This window comes from Flavivirga eckloniae (genome assembly GCF_002886045.1).
GTDB classification, from domain to species: Bacteria; Bacteroidota; Bacteroidia; order Flavobacteriales; family Flavobacteriaceae; genus Flavivirga; species Flavivirga eckloniae.
Map to the genome: position 1 here is coordinate 1,327,582 of NZ_CP025791.1, position 25,181 is coordinate 1,352,762.

Annotated in this window: 23 protein-coding genes; 9 read left to right on the forward strand and 14 right to left on the reverse strand. The window is 34.5% G+C overall.

Annotation, left to right across the window (positions count from 1 at the left end):
- The first annotated feature begins 104 nt into the window (after nt 1-104).
- From C1H87_RS05455 to C1H87_RS05480, 6 genes are all read left to right on the forward strand, one after another.
- The gene (locus C1H87_RS05455; RefSeq protein WP_019387375.1) at nt 105-326 is read left to right on the forward strand and encodes a DUF2795 domain-containing protein; all 222 of its coding nucleotides are present in this window, start codon (nt 105-107) and stop codon (nt 324-326) included.
- Between the two features lie 179 nt (nt 327-505).
- Nucleotides 506-3,859 (forward strand): preprotein translocase subunit SecA, encoded by a 3,354-nt coding sequence (gene secA / locus C1H87_RS05460; RefSeq protein ID WP_102754849.1) that lies wholly within the window; start codon nt 506-508, stop codon nt 3,857-3,859.
- Between the two features lie 259 nt (nt 3,860-4,118).
- Nucleotides 4,119-5,372 (forward strand): ammonium transporter, encoded by a 1,254-nt coding sequence (locus tag C1H87_RS05465; RefSeq protein ID WP_102754850.1) that lies wholly within the window; start codon nt 4,119-4,121, stop codon nt 5,370-5,372.
- Nucleotides 5,373-5,405: 33 nt separating this feature from the next.
- A complete protein-coding gene (locus tag C1H87_RS05470) occupies nt 5,406-5,747 on the forward strand; it encodes a P-II family nitrogen regulator (RefSeq protein WP_102754851.1) in 342 nt (113 codons plus the stop codon).
- Nucleotides 5,748-5,958: 211 nt separating this feature from the next.
- On the forward strand, nt 5,959-6,495 hold the full coding sequence (locus C1H87_RS05475) for a DinB family protein (RefSeq protein ID WP_102754852.1): 537 nt from the start codon (nt 5,959-5,961) through the stop codon (nt 6,493-6,495).
- Between the two features lie 28 nt (nt 6,496-6,523).
- Nucleotides 6,524-6,967, forward strand: coding sequence for a YybH family protein (locus C1H87_RS05480; RefSeq protein ID WP_102754853.1), 444 nt, complete (start codon nt 6,524-6,526; stop codon nt 6,965-6,967).
- 12 nt (nt 6,968-6,979) lie between these two features.
- On the opposite strand, the gene C1H87_RS05485 is transcribed toward C1H87_RS05480, so the two are convergent.
- From C1H87_RS05485 to C1H87_RS05495, 3 genes are all read right to left on the reverse strand, one after another.
- A complete protein-coding gene (locus C1H87_RS05485) occupies nt 6,980-8,155 on the reverse strand; it encodes a glycoside hydrolase family 88 protein (RefSeq protein WP_102754854.1) in 1,176 nt (391 codons plus the stop codon).
- A 67-nt stretch (nt 8,156-8,222) separates the two neighbouring features.
- A complete protein-coding gene (locus C1H87_RS05490) occupies nt 8,223-9,767 on the reverse strand; it encodes an alpha-L-fucosidase (RefSeq protein ID WP_102754855.1) in 1,545 nt (514 codons plus the stop codon).
- A gap of 108 nt (nt 9,768-9,875) precedes the next feature.
- Nucleotides 9,876-10,571 carry a peptidoglycan DD-metalloendopeptidase family protein gene (locus C1H87_RS05495; protein ID WP_102754856.1) on the reverse strand — a complete coding sequence of 232 codons (696 nt, stop codon included), beginning with the start codon at nt 10,569-10,571 and terminating at the stop codon, nt 9,876-9,878.
- A 190-nt stretch (nt 10,572-10,761) separates the two neighbouring features.
- On the opposite strand from C1H87_RS05495, the gene C1H87_RS23715 reads away from it, so the two are divergent.
- Both C1H87_RS23715 and C1H87_RS05500 read left to right on the forward strand, forming a co-directional pair.
- The gene (locus tag C1H87_RS23715; protein WP_158655131.1) at nt 10,762-10,893 is read left to right on the forward strand and encodes a T9SS type A sorting domain-containing protein; all 132 of its coding nucleotides are present in this window, start codon (nt 10,762-10,764) and stop codon (nt 10,891-10,893) included.
- 54 nt (nt 10,894-10,947) lie between these two features.
- Nucleotides 10,948-11,877 carry a T9SS type A sorting domain-containing protein gene (locus tag C1H87_RS05500; protein ID WP_102754857.1) on the forward strand — a complete coding sequence of 310 codons (930 nt, stop codon included), beginning with the start codon at nt 10,948-10,950 and terminating at the stop codon, nt 11,875-11,877.
- 106 nt (nt 11,878-11,983) lie between these two features.
- Here C1H87_RS05500 and rimO read toward each other — a convergent pair whose 3' ends face one another.
- On the reverse strand, nt 11,984-13,288 hold the full coding sequence (gene rimO / locus C1H87_RS05505) for a 30S ribosomal protein S12 methylthiotransferase RimO (protein WP_102754858.1): 1,305 nt from the start codon (nt 13,286-13,288) through the stop codon (nt 11,984-11,986).
- 188 nt (nt 13,289-13,476) lie between these two features.
- Between rimO and C1H87_RS05510 the strand changes: the two genes are divergently transcribed.
- Complete coding sequence (locus C1H87_RS05510; RefSeq protein ID WP_102754859.1) at nt 13,477-14,550, forward strand: serine hydrolase domain-containing protein; 1,074 nt, start codon at nt 13,477-13,479, stop codon at nt 14,548-14,550.
- Between the two features lie 189 nt (nt 14,551-14,739).
- Here the strand turns inward: C1H87_RS05510 and C1H87_RS23530 are convergent, their stop codons facing one another.
- The 10 genes from C1H87_RS23530 to C1H87_RS05560 all read right to left on the reverse strand — a co-directional run bounded on the left by C1H87_RS23530 (nt 14,740) and on the right by C1H87_RS05560 (nt 25,099).
- Nucleotides 14,740-19,089 (reverse strand): fibronectin type III domain-containing protein, encoded by a 4,350-nt coding sequence (locus tag C1H87_RS23530; protein WP_102754860.1) that lies wholly within the window; start codon nt 19,087-19,089, stop codon nt 14,740-14,742.
- A gap of 209 nt (nt 19,090-19,298) precedes the next feature.
- Entirely contained in the window at nt 19,299-19,727 is a 429-nt protein-coding gene (locus C1H87_RS05520) for an SRPBCC family protein (RefSeq protein WP_102754861.1), read from the reverse strand.
- A gap of 423 nt (nt 19,728-20,150) precedes the next feature.
- The gene (gene ftsY, locus C1H87_RS05525; protein WP_102754862.1) at nt 20,151-21,104 is read right to left on the reverse strand and encodes a signal recognition particle-docking protein FtsY; all 954 of its coding nucleotides are present in this window, start codon (nt 21,102-21,104) and stop codon (nt 20,151-20,153) included.
- A 205-nt stretch (nt 21,105-21,309) separates the two neighbouring features.
- Nucleotides 21,310-21,462 (reverse strand): DUF4295 domain-containing protein, encoded by a 153-nt coding sequence (locus C1H87_RS05530; RefSeq protein WP_102754863.1) that lies wholly within the window; start codon nt 21,460-21,462, stop codon nt 21,310-21,312.
- Between the two features lie 6 nt (nt 21,463-21,468).
- Nucleotides 21,469-21,651 (reverse strand): 50S ribosomal protein L33, encoded by a 183-nt coding sequence (gene rpmG, locus C1H87_RS05535; protein ID WP_007648529.1) that lies wholly within the window; start codon nt 21,649-21,651, stop codon nt 21,469-21,471.
- Between the two features lie 24 nt (nt 21,652-21,675).
- Entirely contained in the window at nt 21,676-21,912 is a 237-nt protein-coding gene (gene rpmB / locus C1H87_RS05540; protein WP_102754864.1) for a 50S ribosomal protein L28, read from the reverse strand.
- A gap of 82 nt (nt 21,913-21,994) precedes the next feature.
- The gene (locus C1H87_RS05545) at nt 21,995-23,245 is read right to left on the reverse strand and encodes a competence/damage-inducible protein A (RefSeq protein WP_102754865.1); all 1,251 of its coding nucleotides are present in this window, start codon (nt 23,243-23,245) and stop codon (nt 21,995-21,997) included.
- Nucleotides 23,245-23,586, reverse strand: coding sequence for an Hpt domain-containing protein (locus C1H87_RS05550; RefSeq protein WP_102754866.1), 342 nt, complete (start codon nt 23,584-23,586; stop codon nt 23,245-23,247). The genes C1H87_RS05545 and C1H87_RS05550 overlap by 1 nt, the downstream gene beginning before the upstream one ends.
- The gene (locus C1H87_RS05555) at nt 23,587-24,198 is read right to left on the reverse strand and encodes a fumarylacetoacetate hydrolase family protein (RefSeq protein WP_102754867.1); all 612 of its coding nucleotides are present in this window, start codon (nt 24,196-24,198) and stop codon (nt 23,587-23,589) included. It abuts the gene before it with no gap.
- Between the two features lie 124 nt (nt 24,199-24,322).
- Nucleotides 24,323-25,099 carry a 3'-5' exonuclease gene (locus tag C1H87_RS05560; protein ID WP_102754868.1) on the reverse strand — a complete coding sequence of 259 codons (777 nt, stop codon included), beginning with the start codon at nt 25,097-25,099 and terminating at the stop codon, nt 24,323-24,325.
- Nucleotides 25,100-25,181 lie beyond the last annotated feature (82 nt).

The window sequence follows — 25,181 nt, forward strand, 5'->3', positions numbered from 1 at the left end:
CAATAAAAGATACGTTCTTAAAATTAACGATTAAATAATTCATTTTTTTCTTGCCTGTTTAAACTAAAAAATTATTTTTGCAAAAAAATAAACACAAATAGAAAATGTATTGGACATTAGAATTAGCATCTTATTTAAGTGATGCACCTTGGCCAGCAACAAAAGACGAGTTAATAGATTACGCTATTAGAACGGGAGCGCCGTTAGAAGTTGTTGAAAATTTACAGTCAATCGAAGATGAAGGAGATTCATATGATTCAATTGAAGAAATTTGGTCAGATTATCCTACCGATGAGGATTATCTCTGGAACGAAGATGAATATTAGTAAAAAGCATAAAGAATAGTTAAAAAGTCTCGATCTGAGACTTTTTTTTTGTCTTAATCTTTACATAACATCGTAACAAAATGTATCTTTGAGACGCTTTATAAAAGCCATATAAGTTAAACATAACAAAAGTTACTACTCATAGAATTATTTCTGAGTAAAAATTAAAATATATAAACATGAGTTTTTTAAATTCTGTACTTAAAGTATTTGTTGGAGACAAATCCAAACAAGACGTAAAGGCCATCTACCCTATTGTAGATAAAGTTAAAACCTTTGAAGCTGCCCTTGAATCTCTATCGCATGACGAATTACGTGGTAAAACCGTTGAATTTAAAGATAAAATTGCAGAAGCCAATAAAAGCATAGACGATAAAATAGCAGCTCTTGTAGAAGAAGCAGAGAATACCGAGGATATAGACAGACGAGAGGATATTTATCAAGATATTGATAAACTAAAAGATGATGCTTACGATGCTACCGAGGTTGTTTTAAATGATATACTACCTGAGGCTTTCGCTGTAATTAAAGAAACAGCAAAACGTTTTGTAAACAATACAAATATTACAGTAACAGCAAATACTTTCGATAGAGAATTATCTGGAACAAAAGAATATGTCGTTTTAGATAACGACAAAGCGCTTTGGGCAAATTCATGGGATGCCGCCGGAAAAGCAGTTGTCTGGGATATGGTTCATTACGATGTACAGCTTATTGGTGGTATAGCCATGCACCAAGGTAAAATTGCAGAAATGCAAACAGGTGAAGGAAAAACTCTGGTAGCGACCCTTCCCGTATACCTAAATGCACTCGCTGGAAAAGGAGTTCACTTAGTTACAGTAAACGATTACTTAGCAAAACGTGATAGCGCATGGATGGCTCCTATTTTCGAATTCCATGGTTTAAGCGTTGATTGTATCGACTACCACCAACCAAATTCCGATGCTCGTAAAAAAGCTTATAATGCAGATATCACTTACGGAACAAATAACGAATTTGGATTCGATTATCTACGTGATAATATGGCAAATTCGCCCGACGATTTAGTACAACGTCCACATAATTACGCTATTGTAGATGAGGTCGATTCGGTTTTAGTAGACGATGCCCGTACACCATTAATCATTTCCGGACCAATTCCACAAGGAGAACGTCATGAATTTACAGAATTAAAACCTAAAGTAGATGATATCGTAAGCATCCAGCGTAAATATTTAACAGGGGTGTTAGCAGAAGCCAAGAAGTTAATTAAAGCTGGCGACACAAAAGAAGGTGGTTTTCAATTACTTCGCGTATACCGTGGTATTCCTAAAAACAAAGCACTTATTAAGTTTTTAAGTGAAGAAGGTGTAAAAATGCTGCTTCAAAAAACGGAAAACTTCTACATGCAAGACAACAACCGTGAAATGCCAAAGGTTGATGCCGAATTGTACTATGTTATTGAAGAAAAGAACAATCAAATAGAATTAACCGATAAGGGAATTGAATATCTCTCAGGAAAAGACAACCCAGACTTTTTCATCTTACCAGAAATAGGATTGGAAATTGCGAAAATTGAAAACCAAAAACTTTCCCCAGAAGAAGAAGCAAATTTAAAAGAAGAGTTATTTAAAGACTTTGGAGTAAAATCGGAACGTATACATACACTTAATCAGCTTTTAAAAGCTTATGCTTTATTCGAAAAAGACACGCAGTATGTGGTTATGGACAATAAAGTAATGATTGTTGATGAGCAAACAGGTCGTATTATGGATGGTCGTCGTTATAGCGACGGATTACACCAAGCGATTGAAGCTAAGGAAAATGTAAAAATTGAAGATGCCACCCAAACTTTCGCTACAGTAACACTTCAAAATTACTTTAGAATGTACCGTAAACTATCTGGTATGACGGGTACAGCAGTAACAGAAGCCGGTGAGTTCTGGGAAATCTACAAATTGGATGTTGTAGAAATTCCAACTAACAGGCCAATTGCAAGAGACGATAGAGAAGATTTAGTTTATAAAACAAAACGTGAAAAATATAATGCTGTAATTGATGAAGTGACGCAAATGGCGCAAGCTGGTCGCCCGGTTTTAATCGGTACCACATCGGTTGAAATTAGTGAGCTACTAGGAAAAATGCTTAGCATTAGAAAAATATCGCACAACGTATTAAACGCAAAACAACATAAAAAAGAGGCCGACATTGTAGCAGAAGCAGGTAATGCAGGTCAGGTAACCATTGCAACCAATATGGCAGGTCGTGGTACCGACATTAAATTAAGCGACGAAGTAAAAGCTGCAGGTGGTTTGGCCATTGTAGGTACCGAACGTCATGATTCTCGTCGTGTAGACAGACAGTTACGTGGTCGTGCTGGTCGTCAGGGAGATCCAGGTAGCTCGCAATTCTACGTATCTCTAGAAGATAATTTAATGCGTTTATTTGGTAGTGAGCGTATTGCGAAAATGATGGACCGTATGGGGTTAAAAGAAGGTGAAGTAATTCAACACTCCATGATTTCAAAATCTATTGAGCGTGCTCAGAAAAAAGTTGAAGAAAACAACTTTGGAGTTCGTAAGCGTTTATTAGAATATGACGATGTAATGAATGCGCAACGTGAGGTTGTTTATAAACGTCGTCATCATGCTTTATTTGGAGAACGTCTTCGTGTAGATTTAGCCAATATGATTTACGATACCTCCGAAGGTGTTGCAGAAAGCAATAAAGGCGCTAACGATTATAAAAATTTCGAATTTGAATTGATTCGTTATTTTTCACTAGGCTCACCAATTACCGAAGAAGAATTCGGAAAACTATCTGTACAAGAAATAGCATCTAAAGTGTATAAGGCTGCTTTCGATCATTACAGAGAAAAAATGACTCGTAATGCCGAAATCGCATTCCCTGTAATTAAGAATGTATATGAAACACAAGGCGATAAATTTAAACGTATCGTTGTACCATTTACAGATGGAGTTAAAAGTTTAAATGTTGTTACCGATCTTGAAAAAGCATACGAAACAAACGGAAAACAATTAATTACCGATTTTGAAAAGAACATCACACTCGCTATTATTGACGATGCATGGAAAACGCATTTACGTAAAATGGACGAGTTAAAACAATCGGTACAATTAGCTGTGCATGAGCAAAAAGATCCATTACTTATATACAAATTCGAGGCTTTCGAACTGTTTAAAGGTATGATCGATCAGGTTAACAAAGATGTTATTTCGTTCCTATTCAAAGGAGAATTACCACAAGAAACACAAAATACCATTCAAGAAGCACGTGCTCGTAAGCGAGAAAAATTGAAAACTCAAAAAGACGAAATTCCTAATCTGGATGAACGTTCTGCTCAAAACAGGGCTGCTGGTAACACACAACGTCAGCAAGAAGTTATAGAAACCGTTGTTCGAGACAAACCAAAAATTGGTCGTAACGATCGTGTTACCATTAAACATGTTATGAATGGTGAAAACAAAACACTTAAATACAAACAAGCCGAGCCATTAATCGCCAAAGGTGAATGGGTATTGGTTGACGAATAACCTTTACCTAATTTTAAAATTAGCATCATAAATCCGTCGTTTTTAATGACGGATTTTTTTATGCAATAATTTCAATAAAAACCAATTTATACAATAAAAAATATGACGTTTTAATCAAATGATTGAATGCCTTTCAAAAAGCAATTTGTTTTATCATATTCCAAATTAATTAACACCTTAATTTACTATCTTCCATTTTTTTGTTGAAAAAAAAGCGAAATAAATATTAAATATTTTAAAGTTAAATAACAAGTAACCAATGGAAGAAGTAACAACAATTGCTCTTGAGCAAACAGAAATTATTAATGCAATTGATACAGTTTGGGTGGCTATCTGCGCTGCTATAATCTTTTTGATGGAAGGAGGCTTTGCACTGTTAGAAGCAGGTTTTGTAAGAGCGAAAAACACCATGAGTATTATTGCCAAAGTAATTATAGACATCACCTTTGGAGGTATCGCCTTTTATTTAGTTGGTTTTGGTATTGCTTATGGTAACTCAAACGGATGGTTTGCTTTCGATACAGGTATAACAAATAATGATTTAGGGTTAAGCCTTACAGTATCAAATAAATTGTTTTGGTTTATACAATTAGGGTTTGCTATTGCTGCCATATCTATTGTTTCTGGAGCAGTTGCAGAACGTATGAAAGTTTGGAGTTACGCTTTATTTGTATTTATCTTTTGTGCTATTATGTATCCTTTAGTAGCCAATTGGGTATGGAACCCAGATGGCTGGTTAGCAGTAAGAGGATTTAATGATTTTGCCGGATCATCTGCTGTGCACGCTATGGGTGGTTTTGCAGCTTTAGCCGCAGCTATAGTATTGGGGCCTCGTATTGGTAAATATCAAAAAAACGGTGAGCTTAATCCTATTCCAGGACACAATTTACCATTAGCAGCCGTAGGAGGTTTTATTTTATGGTTCGGATGGTTTGGGTTTAATCCAGGATCTACATTATCTGCTGTCGGAAATTGGGAATTAATAGGCACTGTAGTAACGAATACATTCTTAGCATCAGCTGCTGGTGGTATTTCTACCATGGTTTACACCTATTTTAAATACGGACAAATAGATATAACTATGACAATTAATGGTGTATTGGCAGGACTTGTTGCCATTACTGCCGGATGTAATGTTGTAGATTCCAGCTCTGCTGTTATTATCGGTTTAATTGCTGGTGTTTTGGTTGACGTTGCTGTTATATTCTTTGATAAAATTAAAATTGACGATCCTGTGGGGGCTATTGCTGTACATGGTATTAATGGATTATTCGGTACCATAGCCGTAGGATTATTTGCCTCTGAAAAAGGACTTTTCTTTGGTGGTGGAAGCGATTTACTTATTACACAAGCATTAGGCGTATTAGTTATTGGTTCGTTTTCTTTTTTAATTACTTTTATAATAATGACAATTATGAAGAAAACCATCGGTGTTCGAGTATCTCGTAGAGAAGAAACTGCTGGTATAGATGCCGTATCATTTGGTGTAGAAGCTTACACTACATTCGAATAATCAAACATAAATAAAAACATTAAACATATTCTTATGAAAAAAATAGAAGCCATAATAAGACCCTCAAAATTAAAAGCTGTACAAAAAGGGTTAAAAGAAGCAGATATTCCTTGTCTTACAGTAATTCCTGTAAAAGGATCTGGGCTACAAAAAAGTTACTCAGAACGCTATAGAGGTACAGAACAGTCTATGATTTTGCAAACCCGTATTATGATTATGTGTATAGTAAGTAACTCTAATTTAGAAAAATGTATTGATACTATATTAGACAACGCTTCAGAAGGTCAAGTTGGTGATGGTAAAATCTTTATTTACGATGTAGAAGATGCTATAAGAATAAGAACCAGAACCAGAGGCAAAGAAGCGATTATATAAATACAATTTTAGATCAATCTCATAAAAACCTGACATAAAAATGTCAGTTTTTTTTTATAAATTAATTTGATTTAGCAAAAAAACTAATTAACTTAGTTAAATAACAAGTCATTACAATCAATTACTAACCCCGACTTATTTCTTCCGATAATTTATAGAAGAAAAACTGCATTTGCAGGGTATTGTTACTAATTGAAAATGTTACATTAAAATGGAACAGACAAAATGGCTTGATCGAAAATTTAGATTCCCATTCGAACAAAATATATTTCCATCCATATTAGAAAGGCTCGAAGGTACCTCCATCAGGCTCAATTATAAAGTAAGCCAAATAGCAAAAGAACATTTAACCCTAAAGTTTGAGGGAAAATGGTCTATTCAAGAAAACATTGGTCACCTAATCGATCTTGAACCACTCTGGCTTGGTAGGCTTGAAGATATTTTGAATGATGCAGAGATTATGAGAAGGACTGCAGATTTGGAAAATCATAAAACTGATTTAGCAAGTTATAACGAAAAGAAAATTAAAAAACTTTTAACAGACTTTTTAAGCCTTAGGCAAAAGACCCTATATAGTCTCATTAAACTTAATGAAACTGAAATATACAAACATGCACTGCATCCGAGATTAAGAATTCCTATGCGGGTAATGGATTTATTTCTTTTTGTAGCAGAACACGACGATCATCACATGGCAAGAATTAGTCAATTAAACAAACTGATAATAGCTAAGCCTAAACTATACTAAAGTATATTCTAAAAAAACACATTAAATCATGAAAAAATATTCAAACTATATTATAATTATATACCTACTATTTTTTGCATGCAAAGACTTTAATGATAAAAAAATGGACGCATGGAAATCGGAAGTTTTTCAAGCAGAAAAGGCCTTTAACGACATGGCTCAAAAAGAGGGACTCGCCAAGGCTTTCGAATTCTATGCTGCCAATGATGGTGTTATAAAACGAAATAGAAAAGTTATTGAAGGGAAAAGAGCTATTAAAAAATGGTACGAAAACGACTTTAGACCAAATGAATCCCTAATCTGGTCTCCAACTTTTGTTGATGTAAGTAAATCTGGGGACATGGCTTACACTTACGGAGATTTCATATTAACCTATCCAGATTCGTTAGGAAACAGAAAAGAAAGCACTGGGGTTTTCCATACGGTTTGGAAAAGACAAGAAGACGGTAGCTGGAAATTTGTATGGGATTAGTATGTATCTTATTTACTCTAAACTCTTCAATCGAAGTAAAGCTTCAACATAGTAATAATCTGCATAATTTAAAGGCACATCCACTTCTGCATTATGCGGAATACTCCCTACACTATGCATCAATGCAAAATTGTTATTTTCTCCAAATTTAGCACTGTAGGCCTCAGACCCTAAAGCCTTAATAGATTTATTAATAAAAGACATATAAGATTCTCCTGTATAACAACCTAATTCAATTAAAGCAGATGTAGCAATGGCAGCTGCCGAAACATCCCTTTTTTCATTAGGAATGTCTGGCGCGTTATAATCCCAATAAGGAATACCATCTTCTGGCATAGAATTTATTATGTAATTTGCTATTTTTTGTGCCTGCTCTAAATATTTTTCATCCTTAGTATACCTGTAACAGACTGTATAACCATATAAACCCCATGCCTGTCCACGTGCCCAAGAGCTATCATCTGAAAAACCTTGAGCCGTATTTCTATTTCTTACCTCGCCTGTTTCTGGGTCGTAATCGATAACATGGTAAGAACTGTAATTATCTCTAAAATGATACTTCATGGTTGTATCGGCATGAATAATGGCTATGTCTTTATATTTCGTATCGCCCGTTAACTCTGTTAATTCAAACAAGAGTTCTAAATTCATCATATTATCAATAATTACAGGAAACCTCCAACGGTGATTCGGTCCTACATCCCAACTTTGAATACAACCTACCTTTTCATTAAACCGTGTAATTAAAGAATTACCAGAAGCAATCAAAACCTCTTTAAATGTTTTATTTTTCGTTAATCGATAACCATTTCCAAAAGAACAGTTAAAAATAAATCCAAGATCATGGTTGCTGGTAATCGTTTTATGGCTTTCTATTAATTTTTGAAATTGCTCTGCTCCATTTTTCCACTTTTCATCTTTTGTAACTTCATACAAATACCAACAAGTCCCAGGAAAAAAGCCTTCAGTCCAATCAAACTTTAAAGGTGCCCAATAAATACTTCCGTCTTTGTTGGTTGTTCTAGGAATTCTATTTTCTTCTACTGCTTTGTCTAATAATAAAGATAACTGTTTTTCTACAGCTTCTAATTGTATATCAATAGCCGATTTTTTTTCTGTGTTAGCTTCTTTGTTCTTACAAGAGAGCAATAGAAATGGTATGATTAAAACTAATTTTATAATTTTCATGAAGGTTTTATTTAACTAGAAGCGATTACAAACTAAAGTCCTTATTAAACAAGCTAACATAATTCATTTACTCCAATTCCATTTTAAATATAGTTGCAATTTCATTCATATCCGTATCAGGAATGGTCAATAATAACTCATTCTCTGTTTGTTCGAATTTAACAGGCGTATTAGTTCCTAAAACGGTAATATTTTTAATAGGGCTTGGTGTTGGATAACGGTGTAAACCAAAACTTTTCAGATCTAACACTCTTCCTTTTTCAGGAGCTCCCAAGAAAAACATATAAAGCGCTTTTTTGTCTTTAGACATTGTAAAACGTACATCATCAGCTGAATACTGTACTGTTGCCGATTGTCCTCCAAAATGACCAGCTCCTGCTTTAGAAGTTCCAAAACCGTACTTAATAAATGGACGTGTATTGTAAACAGCCTCGCCATATTTAGACATCCAACCTCCTATTTCTAAAAGAACATCTCGTTGTTCTTTAGGAATTATTCCTTCTTTTGTAGGGGAAACATTTAGTAAAACAGTACCATTTTTACTCCAAACATCAATCATATTACGCAATACCAGTGCTGCATCTTTATACTTTAAATTATCTGTATAAGACCATGATCCTCGACTTATAGTAACGTCGGTCATCCAAGGAGATTCAGATAAATCTCTTTTCCCTCCTTGCTCAATATCTAGCATAGCCATATTATGAGGTAAATCATATTGCTTTATAACGATCGCTACATCCTGATTTTTCTTTTTTGCTTCATTTAAATAATACGCTGCGAATTCTTTTCTATACTGCTCCGGAATAGCATTTAACCAAGAGTCAAACCATATTATATCTGGTGAGTATTGATCTATAACTTCTTTTAATTGTGCATACCAATATGTATTAAACGCTTTTGCAGACATATTACCATACAATTTTGAAATCACGGTATCTGTAGATGATGTTGCAAAATCGGGGTGATAAGCAAAATGACTATCGTATGCCCTCCACTTTTCTGGATTATCTGCATTTCTTTGCAAATTACGTGCGTGATGAAAAGTTGTTATTAATTTCATCCCATTGGCTTTTATCTCTTTAGCAAGTAAACCGGTAATGTCCTTTTTAGGTCCTTTAGCCACTGTATTCCATGGATTCACTTTACTATCCCACATAGCAAAACCATCGTGATGTTGTGCAACAGGCCCAGAAAACTTAGCTCCAGATGCTTTAAATAATTTCGCCCAATCTTTCGCATCAAATTTCTCGGCTTTAAACATAGGAACGAAATCATGATAATTGAAATCTTTACCATATTTTTCTCTATGCCATTTTGCTACATCTGGTCCATGATGATGTCCTTCTCTATACATATAAAAAGGATACCATTCGCTATGGTGCGCAGGTACCGTATATACTCCCCAATGAAAATAAATTCCCAATTTGGCATCTTGTAACCATTCCGGAACAGCTTGATGTTTTGCTAATGATTCCCAAGTAGGATCATATTTTGAAGTGTTTTCTAAATTTTCAGAGATTACCGCAGTATCCTTTTTTTGGGTACATGCGATCAATAAAACTAAAGAGGCAATGGTTGTAATAAAACGACCCGATTTGATAATAAACATTACGTTATACTGTTTTATATGAATAAATGAAATTGCAATTTAAACATATAGAATTTGCTGCTAAGGCACTCTTAGTTCTTTTAGAGGTGATAAATTATTCTTTTTTCATCAAAATCCTTCATACTTCAGCAAAGTATTAGGACCTGGACAATTTCCAGTATAGAAATTTAAATCCTTTTTACTACAAACACCGGGATAATCGCCCTCATAATTTTGCAAATCTCTTATAATTTGAAAATGTAAATGTGGCGGATAATCACCATTTACATTACTATCTCCTAAAGTAGCTATTGGTTCTCCTTGTTTAAAAACCTGATTAACTTTTAAATCTTTAATTGATGCCAAACTTAAATGGCCATAAAGCGTATAAAACGTAATCTTGTTTATTGTATGTTTTAAAATAATGGTCGGGCCATAATCGCCATAGTTGGTATTATTTTTAAAACTGTGTACCTCAGCATTAAGAGGTGTATAAATTGGTGTGTTGGCTGGACACCACAAATCGATTCCTATATGAATATTACGTCCATCATTAGCCTGTTTGTTAAAATGCAAACTGCGCTTGTATATATTTCTAACCTCTAAATACCCGCCATATGCCACAGAGGCATTATGTTTTTTAATGTGATTATTAATATATGTATCCAATTTTGATGATGACGATACATCGATACTATGTAGTGCTTTATTAGATTCTGATAAGTCTAAAAGCACGTATTTGGATTTTGGAATAGATGCATCCAATACTTGAAGCGGTTCTTTACTAATAGAAGAAAGAAAATCTGAAAAATTATTTGAAGCCATAAACTAAAGATGTCTTTTCAAAAGTAGAAAACATTTATTTTATAAATATTCTGCTTCTATAATTATTTACTCATACGGTTATCATTTTTCTTCAAATAATGTTTTAAATCCTGAAAAGGTATAAAATAAAAAGGTTTAAAATTGAGAGGGTTTTTAATTACTTATTCGTTTTGTCTAAAACCCCAACCCTATGACTATTAAATATTTCCCTAATTATTTAGCTACAAAAATAAGCCTCAGCCAACTGGCGAACGGGTATTACATCATAAAACTCTTAACCGAAAACGGAAAACATTTCACCCAAAAAGTGATTAAAAAGTAAACAGATTACAACAATGTATTATAGATAACGGAAAAGCACACTAAATATCATAAAATGAAAAAAGAAATAATTACAATCACTTTTCTACTACTTGGAATAGTAATTTTAGAAGCGCAATGCAAAATACCGAACGGTAATTTTGACAATTGGAAAGTCATTGATAACGGTACCGATATTGAAGGTAATCCTAGAATTTATGATTTTCCTGAAGATTGGGTGGAAAGTGTTGTAAATGTTTTTTTTCGAACGGGCAACAATCATGGTTTTTTTTATAAATACAGTGGATCTGATGCCAATAACAGTGCCGTTATTCTAAGAAAAGCTAACACCAATAAAAATAATGGGTTTATTAGGTTTAAGTGTAATTCTGTACCTTATAAGTTAAAAGGCAGATACAAGTTTTCTGGATCAAGCAGTTCTGCTATAACAGATACGCTTCGTATTATAGCTCATTTTTCTAAAACTAAGGACACTTTACCAATTAAAAAGTTTCATTTCTTCAAAAAAGACAGTTACCCAACTCATGCTAAAATATTTAAAACAATAGTGCCAAAAGCCAATTTCACAGATTTTGAAATAGATCTAGAAGCATATGCTACCTCCGGAATCGATTATGATTATGCGGTCATACAATTTGTAATCGACTCCGATTATTATCTTAAACAAGCACAATCTATAACTGTAATTGATGATTTGCACTTTGAATACGACACTGGTCTTAACATTGAAGAAAACAATTCTATTAACGATATTAATATTTACCCAAGTATAACTAAGGATAATGTCTACATAAACAAACGGTCCGGCATAAAAATCTCATCAATTCAGGTTTTCGATTTCTCAAATAGATTTATTTTAGAGTCAAAAACTAATAATAAGGATGTGAAAAAAATTAACCTAAGCCGTTTAGCAAATGGCCCTTACATTATGAAATTTTTAACCGATAAAGGAACATATTTCACTAAAAAAGTGATTAAAAAATAAAACTATCTGTAGAGGTTTTTATTTTAAGTTTGACAACATAAAGACATTCCAGAGTTTGTTTTTTATATAACTCTGGTGCATTTTTTACTTAAAGCGCTTATCAACCTTAAGCAACCACCTCGCCGTAAAGATCAAAATCTTCGGCCTCAGTAATTTTTACGGTAGTAAATTCGCCCGTTTTTAAATAAGTTTTTGTAGCATCAATAAGTACTTCGTTATCAACATCTGGAGAATCGTATTCTGTACGTCCAACAAAATAGTTTCCTTCCTTTCTATCGATAACGACTTTAAAAGTCTTCCCTATTTTTTCTTGATTGAGTTCCCACGAAATCTGCGATTGTATTTCCATAATCTGGTTGGCTCTATCAATCTTAACATCTTCCGGCACATCATCTTCTAAATTGTAGGCATGTGTATTTTCTTCATGAGAATATGTAAAGCATCCTAAACGCTCAAAACGCATATCGGTTACCCATTGTTTCAATGTTTGAAAATCTTCTTCTGTTTCTCCGGGGTATCCAACAATTAGCGTTGTTCTTATAGTCATTTCCGGAACAGCGGCTCTAAACTCTTTAAGCAATTTGGTTGTTTTCTCTTTAGTAGTGCCACGACGCATGCTTTTTAAAATAGCGTCTGAGATATGTTGCAACGGAATATCTAAATAATTACAAATTTTCGGCTCACGATTCATCACCTCCAATACATCCATTGGAAAACCTGTTGGAAATGCATAATGCAAACGAATCCATTCTACACCATCAACTTTTACTAAAGCCTCCAGTAACTCTGCCAAGTTTCGCTTTTTGTAAATATCGAGTCCGTAATATGTTAAATCCTGTGCAATTAAAATAAGCTCTTTAACACCTTTAGCCGCTAGTTTTTCTGCTTCGATAACAATTTCTTCAATAGGCGTACTCCTATGTTTCCCTCTCATAATAGGGATGGCGCAGAAACTACAAGGTCTGTCGCATCCTTCAGCAATCTTTAAATAGGCATAGTTTTTTGGCGTGGTTGTTAATCGCTCTCCTATTAATTCATGCTTATAATCAGCTCCTAGAGCTTTAAGCAATTGAGGTAATTCGGTAGTTCCAAAATACTCATCTACATTAGGGATTTCCTTTTGCAAATCCGGTTTGTAACGTTCACTTAAACAGCCGGTAACAAATACCTTATCAACTTCCCCTGCCTCCTTCTTTTGCATGAATTCTAAAATCGTATTCACGCTTTCTTCCTTGGCATTATTAATAAAACCACAGGTATTAACAACAACAATGTTCCCTTCCTCTTCATGCACCACGTCTTTACCACTGGCTTTAAGCTGTCCCATTAACACTTCACTATCGTAAACATTTTTACTGCAACCTAGGGTTACAACATTAATTTTGTTTTTCTTAAGAGTTTTTGTGCGCATACTATTTCCCCATGAAAACAGGGCTTATTTATTAATACCAATAACTAATTTAGGGCGCAAAGATAAGGAATCATTTATGATAAATGCGTGTTGGTTTATGAATTGTAAAACGTTGCTTTTTGCTTGAATTTTAGATATTTATTAAACCTTTCATATATTTGAAAGTCTAAAATTACTAAACCTACATTATGAAAACCATAACTTATCTTTCGTTTTTTGTTCTGGCGATTTTCTTTAGTTGCTCTAGTGATGAATCACCGGCACCTGATGATTTTTCAAACGATACCCTTTATTTTCCACCAATAAATTCTAATGAATGGGAAACCAAATCTATTGGCGATTTAGGATGGAACAATACTGCTCTGCGACCCTTAGTAGATTATTTAGAAGCTAAAAACACTAAAAGTTTTATGATTCTCCACGAGGGAAAAATTGTTGTTGAACTTTATTTCGATAATCATACCTCAACTACGGCATGGTACTGGGCCAGTGCTGGTAAAACATTAACTACTGCCATTTCGGGCATTGCACAAGAAGAAGGCTTAATTAATATTGATAATAAAGTCTCGGATTACTTAGGAACAGGTTGGACAAGTGCAACCTTAGAGAAGGAAAACCTGATTACTTGCAAACATCTGTTATCCATGAGTTCCGGCTTAGATGACAGCATTGGTGACAATGTTTCTCCAGAAAATCTGCAATACACCGCAGATGCTGGTACCCGATGGGCTTACCATAACGTTTATAAAAAAATGCAAGATGTCGTTGCTGAAGCTAGTAACCAAACATGGCCTGTTTATTTTAATTCAAAGTTAAGAGACAGGATTGGCATGGGTGGCATTTGGGTAAATACAAACGATTTTAATGTTTATTGGAGTAATGCCAGAAGTATGGCACGTTTCGGATTATTAATTTATGCTAATGGCGCATGGAAGAATGACCAAATAATTCCTGAGAACTTTTTAAATGAAGCCACTAATTCCTCTCAAAATATAAATCCTTCTTATGGTTATTTGTGGTGGTTAAACGGCAAATCGACTTACCGTTTGCCCGGTAGCCAAATAGAATTAAACGGTGAGCTAGTCCCAAATGCTCCGGCAGATATGTATGCAGCCCTTGGTAAAAACGACCAAAAAATTTATGTTGTTCCCAGTAAAAAACTGGTTGTAGTAAGAATGGGTAATGCAGCGGAAAGTGAAAATTTTGCCTTATCGTCTTTCGATAATGATTTATGGGAGAAAATAAATGCTTTAATTGAATAGTCCCCAAGAACTCAAACAAGAACGATTCAGCCATATTTTATTGCTAGTGTCATTCTTACGACATGTGCTGAACTGATTTATTCGAAAAAAGGATTCCTGCATTCACAGGAATGAACCATTTAAACAAAAACCGAGGAAATGCTTTCCTCGGTTTTAAATCATATCAGGGTATTATGTTATTTACTAACACTAATAGCGTTTTACCAAGATCTTGGTTTTAAACTGCTTTCCATTAACCTTAGCCTTTAAATAATAAAATCCGCACCTTAAATCGTTTAATTCTAATCGAATATTAGATTTCCCTGCATTAATTTGATGTGATGAAGCTTTTAAAAGCTGACCATAGAAATCGTAAATATTTAATTCTACATTGGCTTCAATATTACTATCCAATGTCACATTGGTATGATCTATAAAAGGATTTGGTGAAACCCTAAGTCTAACTTTCGGCAGAGTATCTTGGTCATTACATGCCCCTAAATAAGCACCTGTAGCCAAAAGAGTCTTTACAGCATATTGACTTATACATAATGATCTCCCTTTAAAACAAACTTGCACTTTATTGGCATGCCTCTGTCCCCACCAATTATTGTTAGGGTTTGTTTTTGGTTTACAAACCACATCGGTTACCGCAACTTCTATTGTTGATGTTTGTGTACAACCATTAGCATCCATAACGGTAACGCTGTATCTGGTAGTTTCTTCAGGACAAACCTCAATACTTTCTTGTGTTTCACCCGCACTCCACTCGTAAGTATAGGGTGCCACACCTCCCGTTACACCTGTAACTTCCAATAATGTACAAGCCTTTAACGAATATCCTAAATATACCGTTTTGTTACCTGTACTGGTAAGCTCTAAGGCTGGTGATTCTAAAATGGTAAACGCTTTGGTTATAGCATTCCCTAAAACATCTGTTATTTTTACAGTATGGTTTCCGCTGTTTAAACCACTCATGGTACTTGAAGAACCAATACTTCCATCCCATTCATAACTATAAGGTGCTATACCTCCTGAAACAGATATGGTTGCCGTACCATCTGTTGCTCCAAAACAACTAACATCGGTTTGTGTCATGGCATTTACACTTAATGGTATTAATTGTAGTCTGGCAGATACCGGAAAATGATCTGATGCTGTTCTGGTATAATCATTATCGTAAAATTCGTAATGCACACGTTCCGATTGATTTATATAATTATCGTTCAACTCATTGGAAATAGCAATATGGTCTATCATATTTTCTCTAGATACAAATGATCTGAATCCAGCAGCACTTAAAGCACTTGTAACTATGTTATAATTGGTTGTATCTGTTACGTAGTCATCATAACTTGATAAAGTAGTTGAAACATCTGCCACAGTAACATCTACATCGTCATTATAATCTCCCAACAATACAATATTTGCTGCTGCATAATGAGTATCTAAACTATCTTTAAGCACTTCTACATCGTACTTTCTCATGTCATACCTACCTTGAGCATCAGAACCACTGTTGGCTCTAGCATGCAGGGCAACAAAATTATATGGTTCTGTATTTCCATCAATAGTAACATCAGCCGTCATTAAAAAAGGTAAACGTCCGCTGGCGTAAAAACGATCTGTGGTACTTGGGTAATTAACGAGTGCCGAATCGTCCCCGCCGTTATACAAAGGATGAATAGATTCAAGTAATACCTTAGTATTTGTTACGTTTACCGTCGCTGTATTATATATAAATCCAACTTTTTGTTTAACACCAGGATCATTGGGTCTTGATACGGCTGGCGAAAGGATATAATCATACCCAGGAATTTCACTTACCATTTGTGCAAACAGAGCATCGTCTGCAATCTCCTGAACGGCTAATACATCTGCTTTTAAAGCATTTATAACGGTTTTAACGCTATCCTTTTGAATAGCATCAGACATTGGATTTCCTGCTGCTGGAGAATTGCTCTCATCTCCAAACCATTCGATATTCCATGTAACAACATCTAAAGTTTGCTCCTTTGGGATGTTTATTGGAGCCACGGGAGGCATATATGGTCCCGCACAACTCATATCGGTAGCCATTCTAGGCAGTAATTGAAATAATGCAAAATACTTTCCTACAACACCTATTACCTCACCACAGGTTTCAGGTTGCCCCAAGCCAACTATGGCTTCAACATTATTATCTATTCTTAATTCTCCGGTACCGCTTAAATCGGTTAAAATATAATTAGAACCTCCAAAAAGAATATCGCCGGGCTTTGGGAAAGCAGGGTTTAAAATCTTAACCAATTCTGCCGGATGATTAGGCAATTCATTCAAGGTTATAACTAATGGCTGGATAGGCTGATTAGGAATCCCGTTATTTACAACTTCTGTCACCGGACTTATTTGAACTTGATCTCTAAAAACATTCCTTGTTCCCGTTACAGTTATTGAATCTCCTATATTAAATACCCCATCGCCATGAACCAGTTCATCAAAAATAGCAATAGCACCTGTAGCATCTTGTAAATATGCAGATCCTGAAAATTCATCTGAAACCGTAAGCACTCCAGTTACTTTCACTTGCTTTCCTAATTGGTCTGCTCCTCGAGCTGCTAATATTGATATTAACTCTGACGGCTGACTTCCACCACCAGTACCAGTACCATAAGTACCTATCGGAAATGTTGTATTTACTGTTGTACCATCTAAGGCGTTAGGGCCACTAAAAGTCCAGTTACCTATTATAAATGTACTACCATCTCCTCCAGTGTTATCATTCCTGTAAGCCCATCCATCTAAATACTCCCACGGTTGCCCAGAACCATCGGTGTTTATATCTCCAAAAACATCTATAACGTCCCCATTAAAAAACAATTCTACAGCATCGTCACCATTTACGTTGGCTGCACCAGATGTAAAATTAGGTGCTAACCCAAAGAAGCTATTAAACCCGACAGCTTCTGATGCTACATAAATATAATCTCCTTTATTCGCCGATCCTGAAAATGCGAACTCTTGTCCATCGGTACCACCGCCATTGTTAGCCGATCCAAAACCATACGCACTTAAATCTGCAATATCTTGTTTTGCATAAAACTCAATAGCTTTTGGTACACCGCCAGAAAGAGGACCGTCAATAACACCAGTAATAACCAAATCTGGCCCATAAGCTTTTAATGGAAAAGGTGTTGTGGCCGTATTGTTTGTCATGGCACCATCTAAAGCATTAGGACCACTAAACGTCCAATTACCAATAACAAATGTACTACCATCTGCTCCAGTATCGTCATTCCTATAAGCCCAGCCATCTAAATACTCCCATGGTTGACCTGAACCGTCTGTATTTATATCTCCAAAAACATCTACTACAGTACCGTTTAAAAACAACTCAATAGCATCATCACCGTTTATACCAGCGGTACTATTTGTAAAATTAGGGGCAAAACCAAAAAAGTTTGTAAACCCAGTTTCTTCGGAAGCTACATATATAAAATCTCCGGCACTAGCCGAACCTGAAAATGTAAACTCTTGTCCATCTGTACCACCTCCATTATTTGCAGATCCGAAACCGTATATGCTTAAATCGGCTATATCGTTAACTGCAAAAAACTCTATAGCCTTTGGTACGCCTCCAGAAAGTGGTCCGTCAATAACTCCCGATATTATTAAATCTGATGTTGCCGGTGGTGTTACATCTACTAAAGTGGTAACATTAGCGCTGTTACTTGCTAATGATACATTTCCTGCCGCATCTACTGCTCTTACTGAAAAGGTATAGCCTGTATTTGGTGTTAAATTTATAACTGTAAAGGTTGTTCCTGTTGAAGACGCTACCAAAGTTGCTCCACTAAAAATTTGGTACCCTGATACTCCAACATTATCTGTTGATGCAGACCATGATAAATCTGTAGAAGTTGTTGTAGTATTTGAAACTGTTAAGTTTGTAGGAGTTGAAGGGGCTTCTGTATCACCTGTTCCCCCACCTCCATAGCTTCCTATGGGGAAAGGGATTGTTGCGCCTGTATTGGATGTTTCCCCATCTAACGCATTAGTGCCGCTAAAAGACCAATTGGCTAATACAAAAGTAATACCGTCTGGCCCTGTTGTATTATTTCTATACGCCCAGCCATCTAAATACTCCCATGGCTGTCCAGATCCATCTACATTTATATCTCCGAAAACGTCTATAACTGCTCCAGATTTAAATAGCTCAACGGCATCATCGCCATTAATATTAGCTGCACTATTGGTATAATCTGGTGAGAATCCAAAAAAGTTTAAAAACGCTGTTGCTTCCGATGCTACATAAATAAAATCTCCTGAATTAGCTGCTACAGTCGGGAAGGTAAACTCTTCACCATCTGTTCCGCCTCCATTATTAGCAGATCCGATACTATAAATACTTAAATCTGGAACATTTTCCGTAACATAAAGTTCTACGCCTTTCGGTAAACCTCCAGGCAAGGGGCCATCAAAAACGCCGGTAATAATAATCTGTGAATTTGCGACTAAAGTGCACAAAAAAGAAATTGCAATGACAAAGAAATACTTCTTTGTCGAATAAATGTGTCTCATATTTTTTAGGTTTAAAGTGGTATTAAACTTAAAGTTAATGATTAAACACGGTTTATTCTTACAATTAACAAAACATTAGATTACTGTAAAGAAAACTTAGATTAATAAAGATTTCTTAACAAAAAGGTGTCATATTTAAGCCTAGCTTAACAGGTAATTATATACCATAACTTGTTATGGTTTAATTAAAAAGGATTGTTTTTGATTGCTTAGTTTCGCTCATCGAAAGGAACTATAGTTCCTTTTTCCAGATAGTTTTTTAAGTCATTAAGTAACATGGCCCAGCAAAATGAAGAATTCCTAAATTCGTGATTGTCTTCTTTCCAATTAACATGACTAAACTTAACTAAGGTACTCGATTCTTTTGCCTCCAGATCAAACCCAAAGGTAGTAGGGTTCCAATCTTTGTCTGAATTTGTCATCTTTAAATAAAAGGATTTATTCTTTTTTACTTCAGATACTTTGCAAAACCAATTATAGGCATCGGTGAAGTTTAAGTTGTATTCTGAATGTAACTCAGGGATTCCAGAACTTTTTAGTGTCCACCAATTATTTAGATGCTCTGGTAATGAAACGGCATCGAAAACTGCTTTTGAAGACACTTTGATTATTAGGTTATGGTAGATATTGTAGCTCATATGACTAAATATACTAATTATTTACCATAGGGATTAAAACTTTGAACGAAACTAAAAATATAAGGCTCAAAGAAATAACAGATTATCACAAATGAAAAAATGATGTAAACTAAGTTTTTATCATATTTCTTACTTATCAGGCTTTGAATACAATACCATAAAATCAAGCCAAATATTGGAATAAAGAAATACAAAGGGAACCTCACATAATCATTTAGATAATTTGGTATTAGTGGGTTATTTGGCTTAAAATATGATTGAACAAGAGTACTTGAATAACTTAGAATTCTCATCACTGCATATACTGCAGATATTATAACAAAAATTCGAAGCGTCTTCTTATTGGTTAAATCCAAAGTAATTACGTAAAGATTCCTGTCTTACTGAAACCAGTTCAGCACATGCCGCGGGAATAACTAATATTTATTTAAAAAAAGAATCCACAAACTCGTATTTATTAAACACTTGTAAATCCTCAATACCTTCTCCTACGCCTATATATTTTACCGGAATCTGAAATTGGTCTGAAATGCCTATTACAACACCTCCTTTTGCAGTTCCGTCTAATTTTGTAACTGCTAATGATGTTACTTCTGTGGCTGCAGTAAATTGTTTGGCTTGTTCGAATGCGTTTTGACCTGTGGATCCATCCAATACCAACAACACATCGTTAGGCGTATCGTCCACTACTTTTTGCATAACACGCTTTACCTTAGTAAGCTCGTTCATTAAGTTTACTTTATTGTGCAAACGACCTGCTGTATCTATAATAACTACATCTGCATCTTGTGACACGGCACTTTTTAAAGTATCGAATGCCACCGATGCTGGGTCACTCCCCATAGATTGCTTCACAATAGGCACATCTACTCTATCTGCCCAAACTTGTAACTGATCTATAGCTGCGGCTCTAAACGTATCTGCTGCACCTAAAACGACTTTTAAACCTTGTTTTTTTAACTGGTAGGCTAATTTACCAATGGTCGTTGTTTTACCTACGCCATTAACACCTACAACCATAATAACATGAGGTTTTTTATCTTGCGGAACAACAAAGTCTGTTTCTTCTCCTAAGTTGGTTTCACTTAATAGCCCTGCAATTTCTTCACGAAGAATAACATTAAGTTCTTCTGTTCCCAGATATTTATCTTTTGATACGCGTTCTTCTATACGCTCTATAATTTTAAGTGTTGTGTTAACACCCACGTCGCTAGATACCAATATTTCTTCAAGGTCGTCTAAAACATCATCATCCACCTTGGATTTTCCTGCTACGGCTTTGCTTAGTTTTCCAAAAAAACTGGATTTTGATTTTTCTAAACCTTTATCTAAGGTCTCTTTTTTTTCTGAAGAAAATATTTTTTTAAAAAAACTCATATTTTAAGTTAATTCTATGATTGCTTAATTTTAATGTCCTGTCTTATTCTTGTATAAAGACAGTAACATGACTCGAATTTATTCATGACAATTTTCGCACCACAAATTTTTACTGCAATTATGGCAGAAATCCTTTCAAATATAAACATAAAAAAGCTGCTTTCTAAAAAGAAAGCAGCTTATAATATTGTGAAACGTTACTGTTTTATTTTTTATTAAAAAAGTCGTTAACTTGATCTGGACTCATAATGGATTCAACAAACATATAAGCTCCTGTTTTTGGTGATTTCACCATTTTAATAGCTTTTGTTAATCTCTTAGATCCAGTTTGTAATGATGCTACTGCTTTCTTTGCCATGACTTATTATTTTATCTCTTTATGAACTGTCATACGTTTAAGAATAGGATTAAATTTTTTAATCTCCATTCTATCTGGCGTATTCTTTTTATTCTTAGTAGTAATGTATCTAGAAGTTCCTGGTTGTCCAGACTCTTTATGCTCTGTACACTCTAAAATTACTTGTATTCTGTTACCTTTCTTTGCCATTTCTTTACTTTTTAAGTACAGCTATTATTTTAAAAATCCTTTAGATTTTGCTTCTTTAATTGCTGCAGATATACCTATTTTATTAATAGTCTTTAAAGCAGATGCAGAAACTTTTAAAGTTACCCACTTGTCTTCTTCTGGAATGTAAAAACGTTTCTTTAACAAATTCGCATTAAATTTACGTTTTGTTCTGTTTAATGCGTGAGAAACATTGTTTCCAACCATTGCCTTCTTCCCGGTAAGTTCACAAACTCTTGACATGATATATAACTTTAATTTTTTTGTTGCTTAAAATCGAGGTGCAAATATACAAATTCTTTAGTTTACAGCAACCTAATTCGAATCAATTTTTAAAAATTTCTTTTAGCAACATCTCCAATGCTTTATTTACGGCTTTATTTATCACTTTTATGCGATGGTTTCCGAAATTAAATTTTTCGGAATAAACTCCCGTTTTTGTAGCTATAGCAATGAAAACTGTTCCTATTTCTTCGTCCGAATCTCCTTTTGTAGGCCCTGCGTTTCCTGTTGTTGCTACAGCAAAATCTGAATGAAACAATTGCAAAGCATTTTTCGCCATAGACTCTGCCACCTGAGAACTAACTACAGAGTTTGTTTCTATTTCATTTCTTGGAACTCCTAATACGTTTATCTTAGATTCTGTAGAATAGGTTACTACACCTCCATTAAAATAGGCTGAGGCTCCAGAATTTACAGTGAATCGTTCTGCTACCGTACCGCCTGTACAGCTTTCGGCAATAGCTAATGTTTTACCTATTTTGGTTAAGTGCTTGGAAATAATTATTTCAACTGATCCTTCTTCATCTTCTAAACCAAAAAATTCATCTTTTATTAAAGGGATTACTTTATCGATCTCGTTTTGAACATCGTCTTTAACTTGTTGCTCATTACTTCCTTTTGCCGATAAGCGTAATCTCATTTTACCTAAATTTGGTAAATATGCGAGTTTAATATGTTCTGGTAAAGCTTCTTCCCAAGATTCAATCCTATCTGCCAATGCGCTTTCCCCCAGACCATACACCAATAATGTTTTATGTAAGATATAGGGACAGTTATATTTTTCCTTTAACTTAGGAATAACCTGTTCTTCTATCAAGGCATTCATCTCATAAGGTACTCCCGGAAGCGATATAAACGTTTTATCATCTTTTTCTAACCACATACCCGGCGCCGTGCCAAGCTCATTCATTAAGATTTGCGCCATTGATGGTACCAGAGCCTGATCTTTATTTACTTGTAAAAGTGTTCCTCCTACATAATTCCTCCAGATGTATTCAATATTTTTTAACACGGCATCATCTTTAACTAAAGTATCATTAAAGTATTCTGCTATGGTTTTTTTAGTAATATCGTCTTTTGTTGGTCCTAGACCACCGGTAAGAATAACAACATCTACATTGCTTTCGGCTTCTTTTAATGCTTTTAGGATATGTCTTTTATCATCTTGAACTGATGTTATTTGATAAACGGATATCCCTATTTTATTAAGCTGTTTTGCAATGAATGCTGAATTCGTATCTATAACCTGACCAATAAGAAGCTCATCACCAATAGTGATTATTTCTGCCTGCATTATAAGTTAAAATCTGCCTTTAATTCTGCAATAGCATGATCTACTGCAGTAATTACGGTATTTAATTGAGCCGTTATATCTAAATCTCTTTTTTCAAATTTACCCCAATCTTGTACTTCTATTAAAATATCAAGAATCCCTAATTCGAATAAGTCAATTGTTGGTTTCATTTTATGAGCAGCTTGATAAGCGTTATAATAATCTTCTTCAGCTACTGCTTTTTTTAATCGTTCGGCATCTTCTGGAACTTCCTCTAAAAAAGTCTCTGCTAAAGTTTTTATAAAATCTTCGTCATTATCTGCTAACTCTCTTACTCTAAATAGTTTGTAATGTTGCTCCATTTATTTTATTGTTATTGAAAACATTTCTTTGTTTTCTATAAATCCTTTTAGTTTATCATTAGTTATTACTTTGCCAACTCCTGCCGGAGTGCCCGTAAAGATAATATCTCCAATCTTTAAAGTAAAATATTTTGACACATATTCTATCAACTCATCGATTTTCCATAACATGAAACTGGTATTACCACTTTGAACAATGTCTTCATTTTTTTGCAATGAAAAGTTAATATTATTGACATCTTTAAAGTCGCTAACTGGTAGCCAATGCCCTACTACCGCAGATCCATCAAAAGCTTTGGCTTTTTCCCATGGCAATCCTTTTGCTTTTAATTGGCTTTGTAAATCGCGCGCCGTAAAATCAATTCCAAGACTTATTTCTTGGTAATATTTATGTGCAAATTTTCTATCAATATATTTTCCTACTCTATTGATTTTAACCAAAATCTCAACTTCATGATGCACATTATCTGAAAAATCAGGAATAAAAAAGGGCTGTTTTTTCAATAAAATTGCAGTATCTGGTTTTAAAAAAACCACAGGATCTGTGGGTCTTTCATTTTCTAATTCTTCAATGTGTTCGGTATAATTTCTACCGATGCAAATGAGTTTCATTTTTTGACTTTAAATTTTAGATTGCTTGGTTTATAGGTATTCAATTTTGTTACACAGAGACTCACTAAGATTCGCAAAGAAAAGCTACGATAAATACACTGCCTACTGAATACTACCCAACTAGTTACTCCAATTTATTATTAAAACTTCTAAGTTTAATGCTTGTTAGTACTTTTTTAGTATACAAAGGAAAATCAGCATTTAACAACCATCCAAAATATCCTGGTTCTTTTTCTAACACCTCTGTTACCAGTTTTCCTTTATGTTTTCCGAAAGAAAAACATTCCACTCCATCTTTATTGTACGCAATAAAACCGGCAAAATCTGCAAACTTTTTTCTCGAACTAAACTCTGCCAAGAACTTAGTATTGTTTTCTATCTCTTCATATTTAGCAATTTGCGCTTTTAAGACCTCGTAAGTTGCGTTAGTATCTGCTTCTGCACTATGTGCTCCATCAAGATTTTTATCACAATAAAATTTATATGCGGCACTTAATGTACGTTGCTCCATTTTATGAAAAATAGTTTGTACATCTACTGCTAAACGGTTCTTCATATCAAAATCCATATCTGCACGCAACATTTCTTCTGCTAATAGAGGAATATCAAATCTGTTAGAGTTAAATCCACCTAAATCCGAATCTTTAACCATATTATGAATCTCTTTGGCTAATTCCTTAAACGTTGGCTCGTTTGCAACTTTCTCATTGGTAATACCATGAATTTCGGTAACTTCTTTTGGTATGTCCATTTCTGGATTTACCAACCATGTTTTATTAACTTCTTTTCCATCAGGAAAAACTTTAAGGATAGAAATTTCTACAATACGATCTTTGGATATGTTCACCCCTGTTGTTTCTAGATCGAAAAAACAAATAGGTCTTGTGAGATTTAGTTGCATTTAATTTTGTTTTTCTAAAGTTGTAAAGATACTAAATTGCAAAAGTGTAGGAATAAAAAACCCAACTGTTTTATAGTTGGGT